We start from the raw sequence: 22,161 nt of genomic DNA, 5'->3' as shown, positions 1-22,161 counted from the left end.
CCCTCCGTTGCGGGCCCCGGAAGGGATTCCGGAAGAGATTCCAGAGGATTGGTAGGGGACTGGTAACTCCTGTGTGATCGCGCGGAGTTGATGCCGTGATCGCAGGAGGCGGCGGCCGCCTGGTGGGCGGACCGCGGCCGGGACGCCCGGGCGCCGGACCACGGCCGGCTACCCGCGCGTGCCGGGCCGAAAGCTCACGGCACCAGGACGACCACGGACAGTCCGCGCGACCGGGAGGCCACGGTGAGCGCCGCGGCGGGATCGTCCAGTCCGACGACGGTGACGTCCAGCACCGACAGGTCGAGGACGCCGCTGCGGATCATCGACCACAGGCCGAGCACGGTGGCGTCGCGGTACGCCCACGAACCGCGCAGGGTCAGTCGCCGGTGCATGAAGTCGCCGTACGGAATGGGGAGTTCCTGCCGCACGCCGCCGACCAGGACCCAGGAGCCGTCCGGACGCAGCGCGTCGTAGCCGGCCATCGTCGGGTGCGGGCTCGGCACCGCACCCAGCGTGTCGACGACCGCGTCGACCGGGCCGGCGGCCGCCCCGATCGCCGGTCCGTCGGTTCCGCGGTCGCCGGTGAGCGGTACCGGTACCACGCGCGGGTCGAGGCCCGCGAGCGCGTCGAGCGCCTCGCGGTTCCGGCCGGCGGCGACGACTGCGGCGGCGCCGCGGGCCAGCGCGATGAGCACCGCCGCCGCGCCCAGTTGCCCGGTCGCCCCGACCACGGCGACGACCTGGCCCGCGCGCACGTCCGCACGGTCGATCGCCTCTCCCGCGATGCCCAGCCACGGCAGGAACGCCAGCCGCTCGGGCGCCGGGTAGGCGTCCGCACCGGGCAGCGCGACCAGGGTGCGCTCCGGCTGCACCGCCCGCTCGGCGTACAGGCCGTCCCGCCAGATCTCGCGCATGCGGTCGGTGGTCGCCGTGGCACGACCGTCGCCGCCGATCCCGGTCCATGCCAGGATCGCCTCCTCGGGACAGGCGGCGCGCCCGGACCGGAACAGCCCGTTGGCCACGACGACGTCGCCCGGCCGCACCCCGAACACCTCGTCGGCCACCGCCGTGACCCGGGCGATGCCACAGGCACCGAGCACGATCGGGGTCGGAAACCCACCGCGTCCGCCGGCCACCAGTGAATCGGTGTACGCGGGGATCTGCGCGGCGAGGACGTCGAGCGTCGCGCCGCCGCCGCGCAGCAGGGGTTCGGGCAACTCCGCCGGACGCAGGCCGCCTTGGGGTGTGGTCATCTGCCATGCCTTCATGGCCAGGCAGTCCACACCCCGTGGGCGGCGGTATCCAGACGCGCCTGATGCCGGGACCGAAACCACCAGCCTGAGCGCCGACCGGGGGAGGGCAGGTGAGACCGGACAGGTGTCCGTCAGGGGCGGCCCAGGAGTTGGGTGCCGGCCACGGTGTCGGCGCGGGCGGTGAAGTAGTCGGTGAAGGCCCGCAGGAACTCCTCCTCGGTGATCTGCCCGTCGCCGTCGGCGTCGAGTTGGCGGAAGCCGTGGTTGAGCTCGGCCGGGTGGACCCGGGAGCCGCCGAAGACGACGCGGTACTCGTCGGGCCCCAGGAGACCGCTGCCGTCGGTGTCCACGGCGCGGAAGAGGGCGCGCAGCGCGGTGTGCAGGCCCTGGTGGAGGTAGTCGGGGTCGCGGTCGATGCCGGCGAGCATCGCGGTGGTGAACTCGCCCAGGGAGACCCGGTCGTCGCCGTCGGTGTCCATGGTGGAGCGGATGTGCTGCCACCAGGTGTCGAACCCGGCGTACACCTCGGCCTCCCGGCTCTCGTCCAGCTCCAGTTGCCAGCACACGTTGTGTGCCATGGCCTGGAGGTCGGCGGCGGTGAGGTGGCCGTCGCCGGTCTGGTCCAGCACCTGCCGGAAGAACGCCTCCACGCGGGCCCGGCGCGCGGTGTCGCGCCCGGCCCGGCGCGGCTTCGGTAGACGCCCGGCCCGTGCGGCCGCGCCGTCTCCGTCGCCGTGGGGTGCGGCCCGGGCCGGCTCGGCAGCCGGCTGGGCGGCCTGCTGTGCGGTTGTCCGGTTGTGGTAGCGCAGCCGGTCGGGCAGGCGGGTCACGAGGTGGCGCGAGCCGTGGTGCAGCAGCCAGGACAGGGCCGCGGCGCTGCGGCTTCGGCGCAGGCCGAACCGCTCGCGGAACGCCGGCGGCAGATCCGCGAGGGTCAGGGCCGTCAGCATGCGGGCGATCACCGGGCGCAGCAGCGGCCAGGCAGGGCGCAGGCGCCCCAGCCGGCGCGGTGGCGGTGCCTGGTGCAACATCTGGAACAGCAGGTCGTGGGCGGCCTCGGTGTACTCCAGGCGGTCGCGGATGGTGCGTTCGACGTACGCGGGCACCTGCGCGGCGGTGCGCGGGAAGAGCTCGGCCGGCAGGCCGAACTCCTTGCAGACCAGGCGGAACTCCGCGTACAGCTGGTCGCGTTCGGCCGCGCCGAGCGGTGCGCCGGACAGCTCGCACATCGCGGTCATCGATTCGTACAGCGTCATCAGCACCCACACCCGCACCGTCGGGTCCAGCGCGGAGAACTCCCGACCCTGCCCGTCCGTTCCCCGGATGCGGCGGTGCGTCCGTTCCAGGCGGGCGATCTCCCGGCGCAGCTCCTCGCGGTCGCCGAAGAACAGCCGCCGGCCGCTGTCCATGGTGTGCTGCATCCGCCGCCAGGGATGCGCGCGGTAGGTCGAGAACTCCGCCATGCCGGCGCCGACGGCCGGATCGGCGCTCTGGAGCACCAGCAGTCGCCAGGCGACCAGGGCGATGCGCTGTTCTCCGAGAGTGCGGCGCAGCAGGGAGTCGGGGCCGGACAGGGCAGTGGACACGGGCGTCTCCCAACAGGTGGTGGTGCGAAGCCGAGCGGTTGTGCGCGTGCGGTACAAGTAGTGCCTGGGCAAGGCGAGTTGGAAGATGTTGGTATGCAAATCCACACGTCCGAGCGATCTGACGGTTCGACAAGTTTGCCTGGGCGTCCGGCGTGTACGCCGTAACCGGGTAAGTGAGTGGCCGTTAACCCGTCCATGAGCGCAATGAACGACCGTCTTCTCAGCCTCGTCGACGGTGTGGTGGACGCGGACGAGGAACGGCTGCCGCTGCTGACCCTGCGGGAGGCGCGGGCCGCGATCGAGTTGTTGCGGCTGCTGGCGGCCGGCAGTGGTGAAGGGGCGCACGCCGCACGGCATTTGGCCCGCAATCTGATGCGGCGGCTGCCCTCCGGCTAGCGAGGTGGGCGGGTCGGGGGCGAAAATCCGGGATCGCTAGGATTTTCGATATGGCGAAACACTTGTTATTCGTGACCCTTGGCGGTCACGGGCACGTCAATCCCACTCTGCCGTTGGTCGAGGAGCTGGTGCGGCGCGGCCATCGCGTGGACTACGCCACCGGTGCGGAACACGGCGAGATGGTCACCAAGGCCGGCGCACGCTGGGTGGAGCTGCCGGCGCTCCCCCGCATGGACCCGCCCACCGAGTTCGGGCCGGAAGCCTTCGGTCTCTTGATGGGCCGCCTCTTCGATGCGATGCGCGCGTCCTATCCGGTGCTGCGGGACCACTGCGCCAACGAGCCGGTGGACGCGGTCTGCTACGACGCGATGACCTGGTCGGGCCGGGTCGTCGCCGAGCACCTGGGCCTGCCGGCCGTCCGCCTGGTACCCCACCTCGCGTCCAATGAGCACTACTCGCTGTTCAACGGCTTCATGGACGCGACGGGCCCGGAGAGCCCGGTGGCCGGGGTGATAGCCGCCGGCTGTCAGGAATTCACCGCGGAACACGGCGTCGAGCTGGACCCGGCGAATCTGCTGGATGTGACGGAGAAGCTCAACCTCGTCTTCATACCCAGGGAGTTCCAGCCGGCCGGCGACACGTTCGACGAGCGGTTCCACTTCATCGGGCCCTCCGTGGGCAGCCGGGAGAACGAGCCCTGGTCGCCGCCGGACCCCGAGACCCCGGTGGTGTTCATCGCGCTGGGCACGGTCTTCAACAACCGGCCCGAGTTCTACCGCACCTGCATCGAGGCGTTCGCCGACGAGCCGTACCACGTGGCGATGTCCGTGGGCGGTGTCGACCCCGCGGGCCTGGGGCCGCTGCCGCCGTCGTTCGACGTCCGCCCGCGGTTCCCGCAGCCGGCCGTGCTCCAGCGGGCGACCGCCTTCGTCTCGCACACCGGCATGAACTCCACGATGGAGGCCCTGTACTACGGCGTCGGCCTGATCGCCGTCCCGCAGATGCCCGAACAGGCCGCCAACGCCGGACGGATGCAGGAACTCGGCCTCGGCGAACAGCTCGACACGAAGGCGGTGACCGCGGAGTCGCTGCGCGCCGCCGTCGCCCGGGTCGCCGGTGACCCGCAGATCCGCACCAACCTCGACCGGATGCGCAAGGTCGTCCGGGGGAGCGGCGGCGCCGCCCGCGGTGTCGACGTGATCGAGGAGTACCTGGCCTGAGCAGGGGACCGGCCCGTCCGGTGGTGGTGCGGGCGGGCCGGTCTCCGGTGTCACGGGCCGGGAGAGGGCGGGGCCTTCGGCGGCGGGTCGGTGAGCATGCCGCTGCGGAGCCTCGTCAGCGTGTGGTTGAGCAGACGGGAGACATGCATCTGCGACACGCCGATCTCGGCACCGATCTGAGACTGGGTCATCTCCTGGCCGAAGCGCAGTTCGATGATGCGGCGTTCGCGGGGCGCGAGCTGCCGCAGCAGCGGTGCGAGGGCGTGCAGGTCCTCCACCGCCGTCAGGGCGCGGTCCTCCTCGCCGAGGACATCGGCGAGCGCACGCCGCCGGCCCAGCGGATCGGGATCGAGCGGGGTGTCCAGGGAGTCCGCGGCATAGCCGTTGGCCGCGACGAGACCCTCGATCACCTCGTCCTCCGGCAGCCGCAGATGCGCCGCGAGTTCGGGCACGGTGGGATCGCGGTCCAGCCCGGCGTGCAACTCCTCCTTCGCCCTGGCGAGTTCGGTGCGCAGCTCCTGAAGCCGACGGGGGACGTGCACCGCCCAGCCGGTGTCCCGGAAGAAGCGCCTGATCTCGCCGAGGATGTACGGCACGGCGAAGGTGGAGAACTCCACCGCGCGCGCGACGTCGAACCGGTCGATCGCCTTGATCAGCCCGATCGTGCCGACCTGGACGATGTCGTCCATGTCGTCGCCGCGGTGGCGGTACCGGCGGGCGACGTAGCGCACCATCGACATGTTCATCTCGATGAGGGTGTTCCGTGCGTACTGGTGGGCGCGGGTGCCCTCTTCGAGGTGGCGCAGCCGGTCGAAGAACAGCTTGGAGAGCTGGCGCGCGTCCTGCGGCGCCATCGCCCTGGGGTGCCTGACCTCCGGGAGACCGTCGTCACGTTCCGTGGTGAGCGCGGCTGTCGTGGTGCCGTTCACGACGGTGGTCATCACGTCTCCCTCCGTGCCCGGCCCCCGCGGGCACCTGTGCGGCCGCTTACCCAGGACACGCCGAGGACATGCCCGAAGGATCACGATTCGGGGTGTGGTGCCCGCCTGGCGGGGCCGTTCACATGAGCCGCAGCGCGACCTGGATGCCCTTGCCGGCCGCGGAGGGGACGACCGTGACAGAGGTGGCGAGGCGGTGGACGAGTGACCATCCGTAGCCACCGATCCGGCCGTCCCGGATGTCGGCGGGGACGACCGGCGGGACGGGGCTGGCGTCCTCCACGGTCAGTTCGAGCAGGTCCCCGGTGACCCGGGCCACGAATCCGGTGACCCCGCCCGCGTGCCGCAGGGCGTTGGTGACCAGCTCCGAGGTGATCAGCAACGCGTCGGCCACCGCCATCTCGTCGAGCTGCCGTTGACAGCCACGCAGCAGGGCGAGCACGCGGTCGCGCGCCTCGGCCGAGGTAGCGGGGAGTTCCGCTGTGCGAGCCACCGTTCACCTCCCAGGCGGTGCGGGATCCGGCCTCGGGAGTGCGTCTACCCGCCGACCTGCGCCTTGTGCATCCAGGATCACTCTGCCACACCCGGTCGAACGCCCGGACGGGTGTCCGCGGGTGCCGGCGACGGCGTGCGGCAGGGCATTCCCCCTCGTCATCCCCTGTCCGCGACTCCGGAACGATCACGGCACCGGCGAAACCGCCGCCGTGGATTCCGCTGGCCCGGATCGCCGCATCCGGGATAGAACGGCCGGAGCAGGCGAGCGGATGCCCGATTCACGAAAGGAAGCACGATGACGCAGGACAGCGACCAGGTCGTGGCCACACACCGGGGCCTGGTCCGGGGCCGGGCCGACGGAGCGGCGGCGGCCTACCGGGGGATTCCGTATGCCGCCCCGCCCGTGGGCGCGTTGCGGTTCGCCCCGCCGCAGCCCCACCCGCAGTGGGAGGGAACACGGGACGCGGTGCACGCCGGACCCTCGGCGCCCCAGAACCCGTCCCGCCTGGAAGCGGTCATGGGTCGCCGCACCCCGGACTGGAACGAGGACGGCTGCCTCACCCTCAACGTCTGGACCCCGCTGCACGCCCGCGAGGACGGGGCGGCCCGCCCGGTCCTGCTCTGGTTCCACGGTGGCGGCTTCAGCAGCGGCTCGGCCGGCTGGGACTGGTACGACGGCGCCCGGCTCGCCGCCCGCGGCGACCTGATCGTCGTCACCGCCAACTATCGCCTGGGGCCGTTCGGATACCTCCACCTCCCGGAGATCGGCGCGGACAACCTCGGCCTCCAGGACCAGGCCGCCGCACTGCACTGGGTGCGGGACAACATCGCCGCGTTCGGCGGCGACCCGGACGCGGTGACCGTCGGCGGCCAGTCCGCCGGCGCCTATGCGGCCCTGGCGCTCGCCACCGACCCCCGGACCGCCGGACTCGTCCACCGCGTTCTGCTGCAGAGCGGACCGTGGGGCCTGGCGCCGCAGGACCCGGCCCTCGCCGCCGAGCACGCCCAGGCATATCTCCGCCTGCTGGACGTGGCCGGCCGGGCGGACCCCGGCCAGGCCCTCCGCGCCCTTCCCGCCTCCCAACTCAACGCCGCCTACGGGACGTTGGCGGTGCAGCTCGCCCAGGCAGGCAGCGTCGCCCCGGCGATGTACCCGGTACTCGGCGGCACCGGCCTTCCGCTCGCCCGGCGCGATGCGCTCACCGCCGGCGCCCTGGACGGCAAGGGCCTGCTGATCGGCACGACCCGCGACGAGATGACCGCGTTCATGGGACTCGACCCCCGCATCCGGTCCCTCGACCGCGCCGGCGCCCTGGCCCTGCTCGCCGGACAGACCCCCGGCGAAGGCGAGGCGGAGCGGCGCTACGACCACTACGCCGGGCAGCTCCCGCACGCCACTCCGGGCCGGATCGCCATCGCCGCCACGACCGACGCCGAGTTCCGCGCCGGCGCACTGGAGATCGCCGACCACCACGCCGCCGCCGGCCACCCCACCCACGTCTACCAGTTCGACTACTCCGCACCCGGCGACGACAACCCGCTCGGTGCCTGCCACTGCAGCGAACTGCCCTTCCTCTTCGGCACGTTCGACAGCTTCGCCGGCAGTCCCATGCTGGGCCGCCCGGACGCCGCCGCCCGCGCGCTCGGCGACGCCTTCGCCGGAGCCGTCGCCGCCTTCGTCACCACCGGCTCCGCGCACGGCATCCCCGCCTACGTCCCCGGCACACCCGCCCGCATCCGCCACTTCGCACCCGAAGCGGCCGGGAACGACAGCGCCCGGAACTGACCACGGCGGACGGCCGCCGTCGGCGCGCGTCCCGGTCGCCCCCGTCGGCGCGCGCTGCCGTCGGCGGCCGCAGCGTCAGCGACCGGAGAGGCCCGCCACGGCGGCCCGCCGCACCAGCACCAGCTGCTGCGCCAGCAACACCACCCCGAAGTAGAACAGCACGGTGACCGCGCCCAGTTCGGCCGTGACCGCGGTGTCGATCAGGAAGTGCTGCCCCAGACCGACGACCCACAGCGCCGCCGTGAGCACCGTGCCCTGCCGCACCACCCGCCCGCCGCGCACGGACAACCGCACGGTGAACGCACGCAGCGCCGCCAGCAGCACCCCGACCGCCAGGCTCGCCACGACCAGCGCGCCGTCCCGCCAGGACAGCGGATGGGCGGTGACATACCAGCCGGTCTCGACCGCGCCGATGACGATCAGCACCAGCCCGACCGGGGACTTCTCCCGCAGCGGCCGCTCCACGAGCTGCCTGGACAGCAGCCACAGCAGCACAACGGCGGTGATGGTGAGATTGGTGGTGGTGGGATTGTCCATGACCCCCAGGACCTTCTGTGCGAGAACGAGCGCGGGCGGCGGTCCGCCGCCACTCCTCACCCTGCGGCCCGACAGCCGCCCACGGATCGGCCACCGGGGTGGAGAAAAGGGTGGAGATCGCGTCGGCCCGGACCGGAGCACCGGTCGCGGACCGCCACAATGGGTCGGTGCCGAACGACCACGACATACCCGGGCGGCCGGCCCGCCGCTTCCGGGACGGCCTCGACGCGCCCCGCGTGCGCCGGCTCGCCCTGCACGGCCTGGCCATCGCCATCGCGGTGACCTTCTACGCCTTCGACGCCCACCCGGCGTGGCACAGCGCGGTGTTCTGCGCGCTGCTCGCCCTGTGGGCGGTGACCGCGACCCTCCGGCACACCCTCGCGCCCCGCTGGCCGCGGGTGGCCTGGAGCGTGCTGCTCGTCGGCGGCGCGGTCTGCGCCGGCCTCAGTCCCACGAACCCGGACGCCTCGGGGTTCGTCGGCGCGACCGGTCTGTTCCTGCTGATCTCGGCCGCCGAAACCCCCGCACTGTGGATCAGCGGCGTCCTCGCGGCCGGCATCGCCGCCTTCACCCTTGCCCACGAGGCGGTCGGCGGCGACGCCGCGGTGGCCGTCTCGGTGCTGATCTCCTCCACGACCGGCGGCGGGTTCGGCTTCCTCGCCCGCCTCAACGCCCTCGACCGCCGCACCGAACGGGGCAGGGCCGAACGCCGGGCCGCGCACGCGGTCCAGGAGGAACGCGCCCGGATCGCCCGGGACATCCACGACGTCCTCGCCCACTCGCTCGGCGGCCTGGTGATCCAGCTCGACGCGCTGGAGGCGGTCTCGGTGAGCCGCGGAGCCGACGACGACGTGGTGGCCCGGGTCCGCGGCGCACGCGCCGTGGCGGCGGACGGTCTGGTGGCCGCCAAGCGCGCCGTGGACGCCCTGCGCCGGCTCCCCGCCGGCATCGACGCGGCCCTCGGCGAGATCGCCACCGGCGTCCGCGCCCTCGGCATGACCGTCGACGTCGACGTACGGGGCGAGTCGGCGCGGGCGCCCGACCCGGTCGCGGAGGTCATCGCCTCCGTCACGGTCGAGGCCCTCACCAACGCCCGCAAGCACGCACCCGGCGCCCCCGTCCACGTCGTCGTGGAGGCGGGCCGGGACGCCGCCCTGCTGCGCGTCACCAACCGGCTCGTCCCGTCCGCGGATCGTCCGGCATCGCACCCCTCGGGCGGCCACGGCGTGCCAGGCATGCGGGAGCGTGCGGAGATCGTCGGTGGCAGACTGACCGCCGGCCCAGTGGAGGGGGAGTGGATCGTGGAATGCCGGGTGCCCTATGAGTGACCGACCGATCCGGGTGATCGTCGCCGACGACCAGGCCGCGGTCCGCGACGGCCTGGTGACCATCCTCGACCACGAACCCGACATCGACGTCGTCGGCTCCGCGGCCGACGGCGCCACCGCCGTCGATCTGGCCCGGCGCCTGAACCCGGCCGTGGTGCTGATGGACCTGCGGATGCCCGGGGTCGACGGCATCGCCGCCACCCGCACCCTGAACGCCCTCGACCCGGCGCCCGCGGTACTGGTCCTGACCACCTACGCCGACGACGCCTCCGTCGTCGGCGCCCTCCAGGCAGGCGCCGCCGGGTACCTCACCAAGAGCGCCGGTCGCGCCCAGATCGTCTCCGCGATCACCGCGACCGCCGACGGGCACCGCACCTTCGCACCGGAGATCGCCTCGGCCATGGTGCGCGGACTCACCCGACGCACCGCCCTCGAACACCTCGCCGCCGCCCACGCGCTGACGGTGCAGGAGACCCGGGTCCTCCAACTCCTCAGCGAGCGCCGCACCAACCGCGCCATCGCCGAGGCCCTCTACGTCTCCGTCGCCACCGTCAAGACCCACGTCAACAACCTCTTCGGCAAGCTCCAGGTCGGCAGCCGGGCCGAGGCGGCGGCCCTGGTCGAACGGGTACGCGACCACGGCCTCTGACCCCGGACACCCCGACGGGGGTCCGACGCCTCACCCCACCGACACCGGCAACCGCCGCAACGCATGCGACCGGAACGAAGCCCGCCACTCCAACTGCTCGGCAGGCACGGCAAGTTGCAGATCGGGAAACCGGTCGAGCAGTGTACCCAACGCGATCCCGATCTCCATCCGGGCCAGCGCCGCCCCCAGGCAGTAGTGCATCCCATGGCCGAGGGCCAGATGAGTTTTGTCCGCCCGATGGACGTCGAAGCGGTCCGGCTCCGGAAAGCGCGCCGTATCGCGGTGCGCCGAGGCGAGCCCCAGCAGCACGGTGTCCCCGGCCGGAATCCGCGTACCGGCGATCTCGACGGCTTCGACGGGAAACCTGCGGATCGCCCACTGGTTGGGATGGGCGCAGCGCAGCAGCTCCTCGACGGCCTCCGGTATGAGCTCCGGCCGACGACGCAGGTCGGCAAGCTGCTCGGGGTGGTTCCACAGGGTGAGCACCCCACCGGCGATGAGGTGCTGAACGTTCTCCGTCCCCGCCATCAGCAACAGAAAGGCCAACGAGACCAGTTCGTCCTCGCTCAGCCGGTCCCCCTCGTCCCGCGCGGCGATCAGCGAGGACAGCAGATCGTCCCCGGGCCGCGCGCGCCGCGCCCCGATCAGCCCCGGCAGATAGCGGTGGATGCGATCGATGGCCTCCGCGGTGTGCCCGGCGTGCTCCGGAGCGAACATCGCGGCGATCCACCGGGAGAACTCCCGCCCGTCCGCCTCGGGGACGCCCAGCAGATGACCGATGACGACCAACGGCAGCGGGTTGGCGAACTCCGCGAGGAGATCGGCCTCCCCGCACTCGGTGAGCCGTGCGGCCAGCCGGTCGGCGTAGTGCTCGGCCGCCGTGACGACGCGCCCGCGGAGCTGCTCGATATGCCGTGGCGTGAACCCCTTGGAGACCAGCCGGCGCAGCCGCACGTGGTCGTCCGGGTCGACGTTGAGCAGGTTGGCGTCCAGGGCGGGCGGCAGCGAAAAGCCCTGATAGCCGTTGCGGGAACGTGCCTTGTTCACCGACAGCCGCTGATCGGTGAGCGCCGCCCGCACATCTTCCTCACGGGTGATGAGCCAGGCCCGCGCCCCGTCGGGCAGTTCGACGTGCAGGACGGGGCCCAACCTCCGGAGCCGGGCGTAGACGGGATAGGGGTCCCGGAAGAACTCCGCGTCGAAGGGGCGGAGGGGGGCCGGGGGTTGGCCGGGGCCGGGGGCCGTGGCGTGGGGGCGGTCGTCGTCGTGACTGTCCTGGGACGGCTGGGCTGGGGGTGGCGTCATCGGGTGATGATCGCAGACGCTGCCAGGCAGGCCGTTGCCGCCGTCCGACGAGCTTTGACACCGCATCGTGCCCCCTGCTATCCATGGACCGTCGAAACGGAATCGGATTCCGGTTCCATAACTTGGCGACGAAGGCTCGACTCGGCACGGTTCCAGAAGGGAACGCCGCATGCCCAAGGACCGCTTCTTCCTGCTCGACGCGGGCGCCTCGCGCCCCAACTCCGACTCCCCGCCGCCCGGGACGACCGTCAAGGCCGGCCCTCGCGACACCGAAGGCCGCTTCGTTCTCGTGGAAACGCGCGGCGAGGGCGACATCCCTGCCCAAGTCACGGGCACCACCGGTGTGTTCGGCGAATGCGACACCTCGTCGGACGCCTTCGACGCTTTCGTCTACGTGGTCGACGGTGACCTCGGCATCGACGTCGCCGGTCGGGCTCATCGCCTCACCGGCGGCATGTGCGCCCTGATACCTCGCGGCGTCACCCGCACCGTGCACAACCTCGGAGGCGTCGGCTCGGCCGTGCACGTGCTCAGGTTGTCGGCGGTGGGGGAGTTGCCGGCAGCGGAGGAGGGGGCCCCGGTCGGGGAGGGGGCGAGCCACCCCGAAGCCGGCGAGGCCGAAGGCCGGGGGCGGTTCTTCGTCCTTCCCCGCGGCGGGGCGCGACCGGGCCGGATCGCGGTCCCGCCCGCCTTCAGCGTCAAGGCCCGCACCGCCGACACCGCCGGCCTCTTCTCGTTCCTGGAAGTCACGGTCGCCCAGCCGATCCCACGACACACCCACCACGTGGCCGACGAGTGCATCTACGTGCTCGACGGCGAGCTGCACATCGACTTCGACGGCCGCCTGCACACCGCACGCCAGGGCCAGTTCGCCCTGCTTCCGCACGGTGTCCCGCACGCGATCCGCCCCGGCTCCAATCCTCCGCCCCGCGTGCTCCAGATCTCCTCGCCCGGTGGCTGGGAGTGCGTGGTGGAGACCCTGATCGAACACCGTACCGAGGTGAGCAGAGCGGGACGTTTCGATCCGGCCGCGCTCAACCGCCATGCGCGCAGGTACGGCGTCACGTACGAGGAGGATCCGGCGAGCGGCTAGGGCGCCGGCTATCGGCTGGAGAGGGACGCCGGCGGAGTCGGCTCGGGCAGGTTCCGGAACAGCAGCCAGCTCAGCGCGGGCATCAGGATCAGCGGAGCCAGTGCCGTCCGGAGGGAGGCCGCATCCGCCAGGCCGCCCAGCAGCGGACTGGCGAGACCGCCGACGCTGACGGCCAGGCCGAGGGTGATCCCGCTGGCCGTGCCGACCCGTGCGGGGAGATAGTCCTGGCCGAGCGTGACTTGGAGCGAGAACGGGACGTACAGACCGGCGGAGGCCAGCGCCACGAACCCGTAGATCGCCGGGCCGGGCGCGAAGACGACACCGGCGACGGCGACGACGGAGAGCAGGTAGGACCGGCGGACGGCGGTGACCCGGTCCCAGCGGTTGGCCAGTCGGCCGCCCAGCACCGTGCCGATCGCCCCACCGAGGTAGAGCACGGCCAGGGCTGCCATGCCCGCTGCCGGTCCGCCTCCGGTGCGCTGCCGGACGTAGAGCGCGAGGAAGGTGCTCAGGCCGATGAAGGCGACGGACCGGCAGGCCACGGCCAGGGACAGTCTGACGAAGGAGGGTTTGTCGTCGGCGCCTTCGGAAGTGCCCGTGTTGGAGGACGAGTTGGGGTTGCCGGCGAGGCCGGTTCCGGTGGCGGTGCGGAGAATCGGCAGACACAGCACGCTGCCGGCCAGGGCCGGTATCACCAGCAGCGGTGTGTGGTGCAGGCCACCGGTCGAGACGACGGTGGCGACCAGGATCGGTGCCGCGGCGAAGCCGAGGTTGCCGCCAAGCGAGAACCAGCTCATCGCGGTGTGACTGCCCCGGCCGGCGATCCGGGCGACGCGGGCGGACTCGGGGTGGTACGCGGCCACCCCGATCCCGGAAAGCGCGACAAAAACCAACGTCAGCAGGTAGGAACCGGCGAGACCGCTGAACGCGATACCCAGCCCGCCCAGCACCGTGCTGACGGGCAGCAGCCACGGCAGCGCCCGGCGGTCGGTGAGGGCCCCGAACAGTGGTTGTGCCACTGACGACAAGAGCGATGCGGCGAGGACGATGCCGGAGGCGGCGGCGTAGGTGTAGGCCCGCTCGGCCACGAAGAAGGGGACGAGCGATGCGACCGCGCCCTGATAGACGTCCACACAGGCATGCCCGACCGACAACAGGAGGATCGACGTGCTCCCGGACGGCGCGCCCCGCGGCGAGACGCGCCGCGGCGACTTGCCTCGTGGTGATGTGTGTGGCGGTGACTGGGTCATCGGCGGTCGGCTGCCCGGCGATTGAGTTCCTGGTGATTGGATTCCCGGCGATTGGATCCCTGGTGATTGGTTTCCTGTCACGACGTCATGCTCACTGCCGCCCGCGGCGTCGTGCTTCCGACAAACCGCCATTGAGTGACGGAGATCCGCCAAGGCCCGGTGGCGGCATCGCACCCGCTCAAGCTGTGCTCCGGCTCACTTCGAGATTCTTCGAAATGTCGGTTGCTGCCTGTACGCTGGGTCCATGACGGACACCGCTGCGGTAGACGCGACCTCACCGGATCCCGACCTGGTCGACGCATTGCGAGCGCTGTCGAATCCCATGCGGTTGCAGATGCTGCTGTGGTTGCGCGACCCCACACACCACTTCGCGGGGATGCAGCCGATCGCCGACCCGATGGAGGTGGGTGTCTGCGTGAGTCACATCCAGGCCAAGGCGGGACTCGCCCAGTCAACGGTGTCCGCGTACATGTCCGAACTCCAGCGAGCCGGCCTGGTGCGGGCGACGCGGGTGGGCAAGTGGACCCACTACAAGCGCGACGAGCAGCGCATCACAGAGCTCGTCGCAACCCTCGGCCGGACGCTGTAGGTCGCACGATGCCGGTGACCAAAGTGCTGGTGACCACGCCGCGAGGGGTCGTGGGGCGCCATGTGGCCGAGGCGTTGCGCGACCGCAGCGAGGTGCGGTTCCTGGTCCGCTCGGCGGCGAGTGCCGCGGCGTTGGAGGGAGCCGTCCGCGGAGAGGTCCTGCGGGGCGACGCGACCAACGCCGAGGACGTGCGGCGTGCGGTCGAAGGCGTGGACCGGCTCTTCCTCGCGCACCCTTTCGCGGCGGACCAGATCGACGCCGAGACGACCCTCGGCGTGGCCGCCGTCGAAGCGGGCGTGCGGCGGATCGTCAAGCTCGGCGCCCGGCGCTTCGACGGCGGCCTTGTCCCCGACGCGGTCACCGGCAACCACGACCTCGTCACCGACCGCCTGCGCGACGCCGGAGTCGAGGAGCTGACGGTCCTCCAACCCGACCGCTTCCTGCAGAACTTCCTCCCCGCGGCACCCGCCATCGCCCAGGGCACGCTGGCCGACCCGGCCGGTCCCGGTGCCCGGGGCTATGTGGACGTACGGGACATCGCCGAGGTCGCGGTCGCCGAACTCCTCGCGGACCGGCCGATGGGCGGCGAGATCGAGATCAGCGGGCCCGCCGCGCTGACCCTGACCGAACTCGCCGCGTCCTTCGGCGCCGTACTGGACACGCCGGTGCGCTACGTGGACGTGCCGCTGGACGGTGCCTGGCGGACAGGCATGGCGGAGCGCGGGGTCTCCCCGCAGATCATCGACGGGTTGCACGACCTGTACGCGAACTACCGCCGCGAGGGTGTTGCGGGCCTGGGCGACGGCGTCCGGCGCGTCCTCGGCCGGCCCCCGCGCTCCGTCGACGACTTCGCCGGGGAGGTACTCCGGCCGACCGTGTCGGCGGCTGACTGACCGACCTGGTCGTGGGCATCTCCGGGGGAGGCCGGGCTGCGGGGCGGGCTGCGGAGTCTGGCCCGCAGCAGCTGCGGGCCGCGTCCGGCCCGGGCCAGGCGCGGGAACAGACTACCCTGCCAACCCAGGTGCGCTCAGAGGAGTTCGAGCAATGTCTCCGTGAACTGTTCGGTGGTGGCCGTGCCGCCCAGGTCGGGCGTGCGGACGTCCGTCGTGGCCAGGACGGAGGCGATGGCGCCGGTGATGTCCTCGGACGCCGCCCGATGGCCCAGGTGGTCGAGCATGAGGCCCGCCGACCAGATCGCGCCCAGCGGGTTGGCGATGCCCCGGCCCGCGATGTCCGGCGCGGAGCCGTGCACCGGCTCGAACATCGATGGGAACTCGCGCTCCGGATTGAGGTTGGCGGCCGGGGCGATGCCGATCGAGCCGGCCACGGCGGCGGCCAGGTCGCTGAGGATGTCACCGAACAGGTTGGAGGCGACGATCACGTCGTAGCGTGCCGGATCGAGGACCAGCTTGGCCGCCAACGCGTCGATGTGCTCCTGCTCCCAGGCAACCCGGGGGTGGCCGGCGCTGCGTTCCGCGACCAGCTCGTCCCAGAACGGCAGGGTGTGCACGATGCCGTTGGACTTGGTTGCCGAGGTCAGTCGGCCACCACGACCGGCCGCCAGACCGAAGGCGTAATCCACCACGCGGGTCACTCCGGTTCGCGTGAACACGGCTTCCTGGAAAGCCAGTTCGTCCGGCAGTCCGCGATGCAGGCGCCCACCGATCTCGCTGTACTCGCCCTCGGTGTTCTCACGGACGACCACGAGGTCCACGGCCCCGGGGGCCGCGCTTCGCACCGGGCTGTCGACACCGTCGAAGACCCGGATCGGCCGAAGGTTGACGTACTGCCGAAAGGCGCGCCGGATCGGGATCAGCAACCCCCACAACGAGATGTGATCCGGTACGCCCGGGTGCCCGACCGCGCCGAGCAGGATCGCGTCGTGGCCGCGCAGTCGGTCGAGGCCGTCCTCGGGCATCATCGCGCCCTCGCACAGATACCGCTCGCAGGACCAGTCGTCGTACGAGGTGTAGGTGAGGCGGAAGCCATGGCGGCGGCTGACGGCATCGAGCACGCGCCGCGCCGGGGGCAGCACCTCGGTGCCGATGCCGTCGCCGGGGATCAAGGCAATGCGGTGGGTCGTCACAGGTCCGATTGCACCAAGTGGCGCTCGGGCCCGTCCAAGACACTTTCCCGATCCGCCTCATCGACGACGCCTATCGGTCGTGCCTGCCGACTGCGCCCCTCGGCCCCGCTCGTCGGTCGCGAGCAGTCAGCAGCGATGCCGAGTGCGGTCGTCACGAACGCCCGCGCTGCCGGGGACAGCCCCGTGCGACGGCTGACCAGGCCGATGCGCAACGTGGTGCGTGGCTCGATGTCCAGTACCCGGGCGCCGGCCCGCTCGGCCAGGCCACGCCAGGACTCCGCCAGCACTGCCACCCCCACCCCGGCAAGCACCAGCGGGAGTACGGCCACCCGGTGCTCGGTTTCAGCGGCGACGGTGAAGGCGATCCCGCGCTCCCGCAGTCCGTCGACATACGCCCGCATCCCGGTTCCGTGCTGCCCGACGATCAGTCGCTGACCTGCCAACTCCGCACAGTCGACGTACCGTCTACCGGCGAAGGGGCCGTCACGGTCGGCGCCACGGCGACCGGTGTGGGAAGCGGTCCCTGCCCTGCCGTCGCCGGTACCGCCAGGCACCACCAGGACGAAGCGTTGCTCGCCGACGGGATGCACGACCAGGCCCCGGTCGCTCCCGTCGTCCCAGGCACCCTCCCGCGCGTCCTCGTCGGACAGCGGCCCGGGGACGGCCAACAGTCCCAGCTCGGCCGCGCCGGTACGCACCATCTCCACCACGTCCCGCGAGGTGAAAGCCGCCTTGAGCGCCACGGACACCCCGGGGTAGTGGGCCGCGAACTCACGCATCATCGTCGTCATCGGCTCCACCGCCTGTGACGGCATCGAGGCCACTTCCAACCGTCCCTCGCGCAGCTCCCGTACGGCCGCGACGCTCGCCCGGGCCGTCTCCAGACTGCGAACCGCCGCTCGGGCCGGCTCGATCAACGCCCGTCCCGCGTCGGTGAGCAGCGCCCGCCGGCCGATCCGGTGGAACAGCTCGCTGCCCAGGTCGCGCTCCAGCCCCCGGATCGCCTGTGACAGCGACGGCTGGGACACATACAGCGCGGCCGCGGCCCGGGTGAAGCCGCCGCGGTCCACGATGGCGAGGAAGTACTCCAGCTGTCGGATGTCCATATGCCGCATTCTGGCGGGTGGCGGGTGGCGGGTGGCGGGTGGCACGAAGCCTCGCGTCTGGCATCCGGCGCCTGGCGTCCGCAGGCAAATGACGCGACCTCCCGGCTGCCTGTCACCTACGGTGGAGCGATGCCCACGGATCCCGCGATCACGACGTTTCCCGACGGCTGGGACAGTGCGGCGCGCCTGGTCGGCGGCCGTTGGGTGGAGCGGCGTCCGCGTCGTCCGGAGGTGGCCGATCGACTCCGTACGGAGACGCGTCTGATGCCGTGGCTCGCCCCGCAGCTGCCGCTGCCCGTCCCGGTGCCTGCCGTCGCGGCCGACGATCCGCTGATGGTCCGGCACGCCGTGGTGCCCGGCGAACCGCTCAGCGCGCCGGTCGCCGCGCACGGACGCCAACTGGGCGCTTTCCTGCGCGCCCTGCACGCCGCCGATACGACGGAGGCGGTCCGGCGCGGGGTCCCGTCGGCGGAGCGGGCACGACACGAACGCGCGGAAGTGGTACGGGAGTTCACGGCGCGGGTCCTTCCCCTCCTCCCGGCCCACCGGCGTCGCCCGGCCTTCGCCCTGCTGGCGCAGGTGGCCGTACTGCCGGCCCGCACCCTCGTCCACGGCGATCTCGGCCCCGAACACGTCCTGGCCCGTGAGGGGCGTCTCACCGGCGTCATCGACTTCGGCGACGTCCATATCGGCGACCCCGCCATCGACCTGGCCTGGGCCCTGCACAACACCCCGCCCGCATTCGCCGACGCCCTCGCCGCCACCTACCCCGTCACGCCGCAGCTTCGTGAACATGCCCTGCTGTGGCACCAGTTGGGTCCTTGGTACGAGGTCACGCACGGGTTGGATCTCGACGAGCCGGACACGGTCCGCAGTGGACTGGACGGTGTACTCGCCCGTCTGCCGGCCTCGCCCTGAGGGCCCCGGAGGGCCCTATCGCGCCCCTGACGGGGCCTCGGTCGACGGGGCTTCACTGGGCAGGGACAGTCCACCGAGGTGTGTGATCAGCGCGTCGACGCAGGTGTGCGGGGCGAGAAGCTCGGGATGCAGGACGGCGCTGAGGCCCAGTCCGTCCAGCAGGGCTGTCAGTCGCTCGGTTTCGACTGCCAGGTCGAGACCGGGGCGCAGGGTGCCTGTGGCGTCGAGGCGTGTGAGCACGCGGCGCACCAGTCGTCTGCTGCCCTCGGCTGCCCGGTGGGACAGCTCGTGGAAGGCCGGGTTGGTGCGGGTGGCCGTGTTGAAGTCCAGGAAGACGGTGACCTCGGCACGGCGACTGTCGTCGAGGGGCAGTAGTTCCGCCAAGAGGTCTGCGGTGAGCCGGAGTTGTTCCGTGCGGGGATAGCGGCTCAGGTCCCCGATTCGCTCGATGCGGTCGAGCAGCCGGCCGCCTACCCGGTCCAGCATCGACTGCATCGCGAAGTGCATCAGATCGTGCTGACTGGCGAAGTAGTGCCGCAGCGAGCCGATGTTGAGCTCCGCCTCGGCGGCGACGGCGCGCAGTGAGGTGCGTTGCAGGCCGTCGCGGACGACGACGCGGAACAGTGCGTCGACGACGAGGCGACGGCGGGCCTCCGGATCCACGTGCTTGGGCATGCGGTCTTTCTATCACGACTGTGATACAACGGAGGGGTAGGGATGTATCACGGGTGTGACATAAAAACGGGTGGAGGCTTCCTCGTGGAGACGTACCTCAATCTGATGCTCGTCAGGTTCGGCGTGATCGTGGGCGGTCTGGTGGTGCTGGCGCTGCTGATCTTCGCCGTCGCCCTGACCCTCAAGCGCCGGGGGAGGCTCGATGACGTACGGCGGTACGCGGACCCGGCGGTGCGGGCCGGATTGCGCGCCGCTGCCCGTCGGTTCGACGAGCGCGGGCGACGCGGGGCGTCCGGGGCGCGGCGGCGGGACGACTGGCGGTGATCGGCCTCGCGGCGGACTCGTCCGAGCTCATCGAGCACCTGCTGCTCGACCGTGTCATCAAGATCGTCATTGTGGTCGCGGCCCTGGGTTTCCTGGCGCTGGGCATGCTGCTCGTCTGGCGGAGGGCAGGGCGACGTTCCAGGAATGGCCGCGAGTGAGGGAGGGGAAGAGGGGGAGGCCGGGGGAGCGGGGCGGGCTCCAGCTCGTCGCCGCCACCCCGCCCCCTCGCCCCTGCTCCGTGACGCGACCTGCCGTTACCCGCGTTCCGGCGCGCGCGGTGCGTCGGTCGCGTCCGTCGCGTCCGGTGTGGCGAGTGCTGCCGCGGTGGCTCGGGCGAAGGCGTCCGGATTGTCGAGCATGATGTTGTGGCCGCAGTCGGGGATGGCGACCACGGTCACTCCTGCGTCGGTGAGGGCGGCGGTACCGGCGAGCGGGGCGTCGGCCTCCGGCCGGAGGTAGGTGCGCGGAATCCTCAGGTCCAGCAGGATTTCCCGCATGGTGGGCACCGTGCCGCGGGCGAGATGGACCGCGCTGCGGTGCAGGGCCTCGCGGCCGGCCAGGCGCATCGTGGACCACCAGTGCGCGTCGACCCGGTCGCGGACCTCCTGCCATCCGCCGGCGAGGAACTCCGGCTCGGAGTAGCCGGCGATGCCGCTGCTGCCGCCCGCATCGGGGCGAGGCTGGAGCGGGTCGAGGTTGGCGTCGACCAGGACCAGGCCGGAGACCAGGTGTGGGTGCCGGGCGGCCAGGACGATGGCCACCGCGCCGCCCATGCTGTGGGCGATCAGCTGGGCGCCGGCGATCCCCGCGGTGGTCAGGGCGTTGGCGAGGGCGTCGGCGTGGGACTCCAACGTGTAGTCGAAGTCCGTCGGGCGGTCGCTGATGCCGTGGCCGAGCATGTCGATCAGGATCGAGCGGTGACCGGCGAGCAGCGGGTGGACGGCGATCTCCGCGAAGTAGGCGGGGGAAGTGGCGCCCAGGCCGTGCACGTAGACACGTGCAGGCTCACGTCCCGGAAACTCGACCCAGCGGATTCGGTCGCCTGCAGTTGTCACGACGGCGTTGCGCATAGCGTGGCCCCCCGGAATCGCGATGGACGGAGGAAGAGCGTAACTGCCTGTCCGTGCGGCGGCTCCGGCAACCCCAACAGGTTGCCGACTCCACCGGGTTGTCGGCTCCGCCGAGTCCGTGGAACGGTCCGGCCGCCTACTTCGGGGCTCCTCCCTCGTGCGGGCTGGGCTCAGGGCCTCGGGGCCGCAGGATTCCGGCGGTGGCGGCGGCCGCGACGCAGCATGCCGCGGGCAGGAACAGCGTGAAGTTGAGCGGTACGACGTGGGTCAGCGGGCCGATGACGGCGGGACCGGCGAGCATGCCGAGGTAGCCGAGCCCGGCGACCCGGGAGACGTTGGCGCCGGCGTTGTCGGGGTCGAGATGGCCAGCGGCGCTGAAGAGTTGGGGCACGCAGCCGGACAGTCCGGCGCCCAACACCGCCCAACCGGCCAGGGCCAGGGGGATCCATGGGGAGAGTGCCGCCACGGCGAGGCCGACGGCGGCCGCGGCGGCACCGTAGCGGAGGATGGCCACCGGTCCGAGGCGGGCGGCCGCCCGGTCGGCCAGGAAGCGGCCGAGGGTCATGGCGGTGGCGAAGGCGCCGTAGGCAAGGGCGGCGGTGGCGGCGGGTGCGTCGAGGACGGTGCGCAGATGCAGGGCGCTCCAGTCGTTGGCCACGCCCTCGCAGAGCATGATCATCAGGGCGAGGGTCGCCAGGAACCAGATGTGGCGGGGAGTGCTGCGCCGGGACCGAACGGGGGCGGCGCCGGGGTTCGGGGCGGGGGCGTGCGCCCCGGACGACGGCAGCAGTGCCGGGGCGGCCAGCGCGGCGACGGCCAGTCCCAGAAGAGCCGCCGCGCCGAGGGTCGCCGCCGGACTCCAGTCCGAGGCGAGCGTGCGTGCACCGGCGAGGGAGGCCAGTACGCCGCCGATGGAGAAGGTCGCGTGGAAGGCGGACATGACCGGTCGCCGATAGCCGCGTTCGACCTGGACGGCATGGGCGTTCATGCTGACGTCCAGGCAGCCGTTGCCGAGCCCGAGCAACAGCAGTGCCGCCCCCAACATCCAGGCATGTGTGGCCAGTCCGGGCAGAACGAGGGTGAGGCTGCACACCGCCGCGCTGAGCGGGACGACGGTACGCGCACCGAAACGGTCGGTGAGCGGCCCGACGATCTGCATGCCGACGAAGGCCCCCGCGCCGAGCAGCAGGAGAAGCCAGCCGAGCACGGCGTGGCTGATCCCCACCCGGTGCTCGATGCTCGGAATGTGGACGATCCACATTCCCATCAGGAAGCCGTTGAGGGCGAAGTAGGCGAAGGTGGCCAGCCGCCCGGCCCGCAACCGTCCGGCCCCCGGCTGCCTCCCCGTCGGAACCCCCGGCGGCCCCACTGGCCGTCTCGGCAGCCGCTTCCCCCGCGGCGCCCCAGGCCGCGGAGCCGGTCGTGCCTGTGCCTGAACCTGGGCCTGAATCTGGGCCTGCGACTGCGACTGCGTCGATGTCTGTGTCGGTAGCTGTGTCTGAGTTCGTCTCTGCCTCTGCGGCCGTATCTCCATGGAGCGAACATAGCGAACAAAGA

Annotated in this window: 23 protein-coding genes; 11 read left to right on the top strand and 12 right to left on the bottom strand. The window is 72.0% G+C overall.

All coding sequences use genetic code 11. From position 1 onward, the window contains the following. Positions 1–194: 194 nt before the first annotated feature. Positions 195–1,253 carry a zinc-binding dehydrogenase gene (locus K2224_RS19625; protein ID WP_260692809.1) on the bottom strand — a complete coding sequence of 353 codons (1,059 nt, stop codon included), beginning with the start codon at positions 1,251–1,253 and terminating at the stop codon, positions 195–197. Positions 1,254–1,384: 131 nt separating this feature from the next. After that, complete coding sequence (locus tag K2224_RS19620; protein ID WP_221907811.1) at positions 1,385–2,839, bottom strand: oxygenase MpaB family protein; 1,455 nt, start codon at positions 2,837–2,839, stop codon at positions 1,385–1,387. Between the two features lie 204 nt (positions 2,840–3,043). Between K2224_RS19620 and K2224_RS19615 the strand changes: the two genes are divergently transcribed. Together K2224_RS19615 and K2224_RS19610 are read left to right on the top strand one after the other, a co-directional pair. Then, positions 3,044–3,235 (top strand): hypothetical protein, encoded by a 192-nt coding sequence (locus tag K2224_RS19615; RefSeq protein WP_221907810.1) that lies wholly within the window; start codon positions 3,044–3,046, stop codon positions 3,233–3,235. A gap of 50 nt (positions 3,236–3,285) precedes the next feature. After that, positions 3,286–4,455, top strand: a complete 1,170-nt coding sequence (locus tag K2224_RS19610) for a macrolide family glycosyltransferase (RefSeq protein WP_221907809.1) — start codon at positions 3,286–3,288, stop codon at positions 4,453–4,455. Between the two features lie 50 nt (positions 4,456–4,505). Here K2224_RS19610 and K2224_RS19605 read toward each other — a convergent pair whose 3' ends face one another. Both K2224_RS19605 and K2224_RS19600 read right to left on the bottom strand, forming a co-directional pair. Then, positions 4,506–5,396 (bottom strand): SigB/SigF/SigG family RNA polymerase sigma factor, encoded by an 891-nt coding sequence (locus tag K2224_RS19605; protein ID WP_221907808.1) that lies wholly within the window; start codon positions 5,394–5,396, stop codon positions 4,506–4,508. Positions 5,397–5,514: 118 nt separating this feature from the next. Beyond that, positions 5,515–5,886 (bottom strand): ATP-binding protein, encoded by a 372-nt coding sequence (locus tag K2224_RS19600; RefSeq protein WP_221907807.1) that lies wholly within the window; start codon positions 5,884–5,886, stop codon positions 5,515–5,517. A 297-nt stretch (positions 5,887–6,183) separates the two neighbouring features. On the opposite strand from K2224_RS19600, the gene K2224_RS19595 reads away from it, so the two are divergent. Beyond that, positions 6,184–7,674 carry a carboxylesterase/lipase family protein gene (locus K2224_RS19595; protein WP_221907806.1) on the top strand — a complete coding sequence of 497 codons (1,491 nt, stop codon included), beginning with the start codon at positions 6,184–6,186 and terminating at the stop codon, positions 7,672–7,674. 75 nt (positions 7,675–7,749) lie between these two features. Here the strand turns inward: K2224_RS19595 and K2224_RS19590 are convergent, their stop codons facing one another. Next, complete coding sequence (locus tag K2224_RS19590) at positions 7,750–8,211, bottom strand: hypothetical protein (protein ID WP_221907805.1); 462 nt, start codon at positions 8,209–8,211, stop codon at positions 7,750–7,752. Positions 8,212–8,378: 167 nt separating this feature from the next. Here K2224_RS19590 and K2224_RS19585 point away from each other — a divergent pair, with 167 nt between their 5' ends. Together K2224_RS19585 and K2224_RS19580 are read left to right on the top strand one after the other, a co-directional pair. After that, positions 8,379–9,539: a sensor histidine kinase gene (locus tag K2224_RS19585; protein ID WP_221907804.1), complete on the top strand. Its 1,161-nt coding sequence runs from the start codon at positions 8,379–8,381 to the stop codon at positions 9,537–9,539. Then, positions 9,532–10,188, top strand: a complete 657-nt coding sequence (locus K2224_RS19580) for a response regulator transcription factor (RefSeq protein WP_221907803.1) — start codon at positions 9,532–9,534, stop codon at positions 10,186–10,188. The genes K2224_RS19585 and K2224_RS19580 overlap by 8 nt, the downstream gene beginning before the upstream one ends. A gap of 30 nt (positions 10,189–10,218) precedes the next feature. Here K2224_RS19580 and K2224_RS19575 read toward each other — a convergent pair whose 3' ends face one another. Next, positions 10,219–11,493 carry a cytochrome P450 gene (locus K2224_RS19575; RefSeq protein ID WP_221907802.1) on the bottom strand — a complete coding sequence of 425 codons (1,275 nt, stop codon included), beginning with the start codon at positions 11,491–11,493 and terminating at the stop codon, positions 10,219–10,221. A 169-nt stretch (positions 11,494–11,662) separates the two neighbouring features. On the opposite strand from K2224_RS19575, the gene K2224_RS19570 reads away from it, so the two are divergent. Further along, entirely contained in the window at positions 11,663–12,586 is a 924-nt protein-coding gene (locus K2224_RS19570) for a cupin domain-containing protein (protein ID WP_221907801.1), read from the top strand. Between the two features lie 8 nt (positions 12,587–12,594). Here the strand turns inward: K2224_RS19570 and K2224_RS19565 are convergent, their stop codons facing one another. Beyond that, a complete protein-coding gene (locus tag K2224_RS19565) occupies positions 12,595–13,719 on the bottom strand; it encodes an MFS transporter (protein ID WP_399019046.1) in 1,125 nt (374 codons plus the stop codon). A 361-nt stretch (positions 13,720–14,080) separates the two neighbouring features. Between K2224_RS19565 and K2224_RS19560 the strand changes: the two genes are divergently transcribed. Next, the gene (locus tag K2224_RS19560; RefSeq protein WP_221907799.1) at positions 14,081–14,425 is read left to right on the top strand and encodes a helix-turn-helix transcriptional regulator; all 345 of its coding nucleotides are present in this window, start codon (positions 14,081–14,083) and stop codon (positions 14,423–14,425) included. Between the two features lie 8 nt (positions 14,426–14,433). Next, positions 14,434–15,318, top strand: coding sequence for an NmrA family NAD(P)-binding protein (locus K2224_RS19555; protein ID WP_221907798.1), 885 nt, complete (start codon positions 14,434–14,436; stop codon positions 15,316–15,318). Between the two features lie 134 nt (positions 15,319–15,452). On the opposite strand, the gene K2224_RS19550 is transcribed toward K2224_RS19555, so the two are convergent. Continuing rightward, the gene (locus K2224_RS19550; RefSeq protein WP_221907797.1) at positions 15,453–16,511 is read right to left on the bottom strand and encodes a tartrate dehydrogenase; all 1,059 of its coding nucleotides are present in this window, start codon (positions 16,509–16,511) and stop codon (positions 15,453–15,455) included. Further along, positions 16,508–17,617 (bottom strand): LysR family transcriptional regulator, encoded by a 1,110-nt coding sequence (locus K2224_RS19545; protein ID WP_221907796.1) that lies wholly within the window; start codon positions 17,615–17,617, stop codon positions 16,508–16,510. Before K2224_RS19545 ends, K2224_RS19550 begins: the two co-directional genes overlap by 4 nt. Positions 17,618–17,746: 129 nt before the next feature. Between K2224_RS19545 and K2224_RS19540 the strand changes: the two genes are divergently transcribed. After that, complete coding sequence (locus K2224_RS19540) at positions 17,747–18,535, top strand: phosphotransferase (RefSeq protein WP_221907795.1); 789 nt, start codon at positions 17,747–17,749, stop codon at positions 18,533–18,535. Positions 18,536–18,550: 15 nt separating this feature from the next. Here K2224_RS19540 and K2224_RS19535 read toward each other — a convergent pair whose 3' ends face one another. After that, positions 18,551–19,210 carry a TetR/AcrR family transcriptional regulator gene (locus K2224_RS19535; protein WP_221907794.1) on the bottom strand — a complete coding sequence of 220 codons (660 nt, stop codon included), beginning with the start codon at positions 19,208–19,210 and terminating at the stop codon, positions 18,551–18,553. Between the two features lie 84 nt (positions 19,211–19,294). Here K2224_RS19535 and K2224_RS19530 point away from each other — a divergent pair, with 84 nt between their 5' ends. Continuing rightward, positions 19,295–19,534, top strand: coding sequence for a hypothetical protein (locus K2224_RS19530; RefSeq protein WP_221907793.1), 240 nt, complete (start codon positions 19,295–19,297; stop codon positions 19,532–19,534). After that, entirely contained in the window at positions 19,531–19,692 is a 162-nt protein-coding gene (locus K2224_RS19525) for a hypothetical protein (RefSeq protein ID WP_221907792.1), read from the top strand. The genes K2224_RS19530 and K2224_RS19525 overlap by 4 nt, the downstream gene beginning before the upstream one ends. A 96-nt stretch (positions 19,693–19,788) precedes the next feature. On the opposite strand, the gene K2224_RS19520 is transcribed toward K2224_RS19525, so the two are convergent. Both K2224_RS19520 and K2224_RS19515 read right to left on the bottom strand, forming a co-directional pair. Next, positions 19,789–20,604 (bottom strand): alpha/beta fold hydrolase, encoded by an 816-nt coding sequence (locus K2224_RS19520; RefSeq protein ID WP_221907791.1) that lies wholly within the window; start codon positions 20,602–20,604, stop codon positions 19,789–19,791. A 136-nt stretch (positions 20,605–20,740) separates the two neighbouring features. Next, entirely contained in the window at positions 20,741–21,925 is a 1,185-nt protein-coding gene (locus tag K2224_RS19515) for an MFS transporter (RefSeq protein WP_221907790.1), read from the bottom strand. Positions 21,926–22,161: the final 236 nt, after the last annotated feature.

Origin of the sequence: Streptomyces sp. BHT-5-2 (genome assembly GCF_019774615.1) — a bacterium.
Classification (GTDB): domain Bacteria; phylum Actinomycetota; class Actinomycetes; order Streptomycetales; family Streptomycetaceae; genus Streptomyces.
This window is presented reverse-complemented; position numbering and strand designations above follow the sequence as displayed.

Excerpts from the sequence above, each read along its gene's own strand:
- K2224_RS19625 (WP_260692809.1), bottom strand. The coding sequence starts at position 1,253 with ATGACCACACCCCAAGGCGGCCTGCGTCCGGCGGAGTTGCCCGAACCC.
- K2224_RS19615 (WP_221907810.1), top strand. The coding sequence starts at position 3,044 with ATGAACGACCGTCTTCTCAGCCTCGTCGACGGTGTGGTGGACGCGGAC.
- K2224_RS19610 (WP_221907809.1), top strand. The coding sequence starts at position 3,286 with ATGGCGAAACACTTGTTATTCGTGACCCTTGGCGGTCACGGGCACGTC.
- K2224_RS19605 (WP_221907808.1), bottom strand. The coding sequence starts at position 5,396 with ATGACCACCGTCGTGAACGGCACCACGACAGCCGCGCTCACCACGGAA.
- K2224_RS19595 (WP_221907806.1), top strand. The coding sequence starts at position 6,184 with ATGACGCAGGACAGCGACCAGGTCGTGGCCACACACCGGGGCCTGGTC.
- K2224_RS19590 (WP_221907805.1), bottom strand. The coding sequence starts at position 8,211 with ATGGACAATCCCACCACCACCAATCTCACCATCACCGCCGTTGTGCTG.
- K2224_RS19580 (WP_221907803.1), top strand. The coding sequence starts at position 9,532 with ATGAGTGACCGACCGATCCGGGTGATCGTCGCCGACGACCAGGCCGCG.
- K2224_RS19575 (WP_221907802.1), bottom strand. The coding sequence starts at position 11,493 with ATGACGCCACCCCCAGCCCAGCCGTCCCAGGACAGTCACGACGACGAC.
- K2224_RS19570 (WP_221907801.1), top strand. The coding sequence starts at position 11,663 with ATGCCCAAGGACCGCTTCTTCCTGCTCGACGCGGGCGCCTCGCGCCCC.
- K2224_RS19560 (WP_221907799.1), top strand. The coding sequence starts at position 14,081 with ATGACGGACACCGCTGCGGTAGACGCGACCTCACCGGATCCCGACCTG.
- K2224_RS19555 (WP_221907798.1), top strand. The coding sequence starts at position 14,434 with ATGCCGGTGACCAAAGTGCTGGTGACCACGCCGCGAGGGGTCGTGGGG.
- K2224_RS19545 (WP_221907796.1), bottom strand. The coding sequence starts at position 17,617 with ATGGACATCCGACAGCTGGAGTACTTCCTCGCCATCGTGGACCGCGGC.
- K2224_RS19540 (WP_221907795.1), top strand. The coding sequence starts at position 17,747 with ATGCCCACGGATCCCGCGATCACGACGTTTCCCGACGGCTGGGACAGT.
- K2224_RS19535 (WP_221907794.1), bottom strand. The coding sequence starts at position 19,210 with ATGCCCAAGCACGTGGATCCGGAGGCCCGCCGTCGCCTCGTCGTCGAC.
- K2224_RS19520 (WP_221907791.1), bottom strand. The coding sequence starts at position 20,604 with ATGCGCAACGCCGTCGTGACAACTGCAGGCGACCGAATCCGCTGGGTC.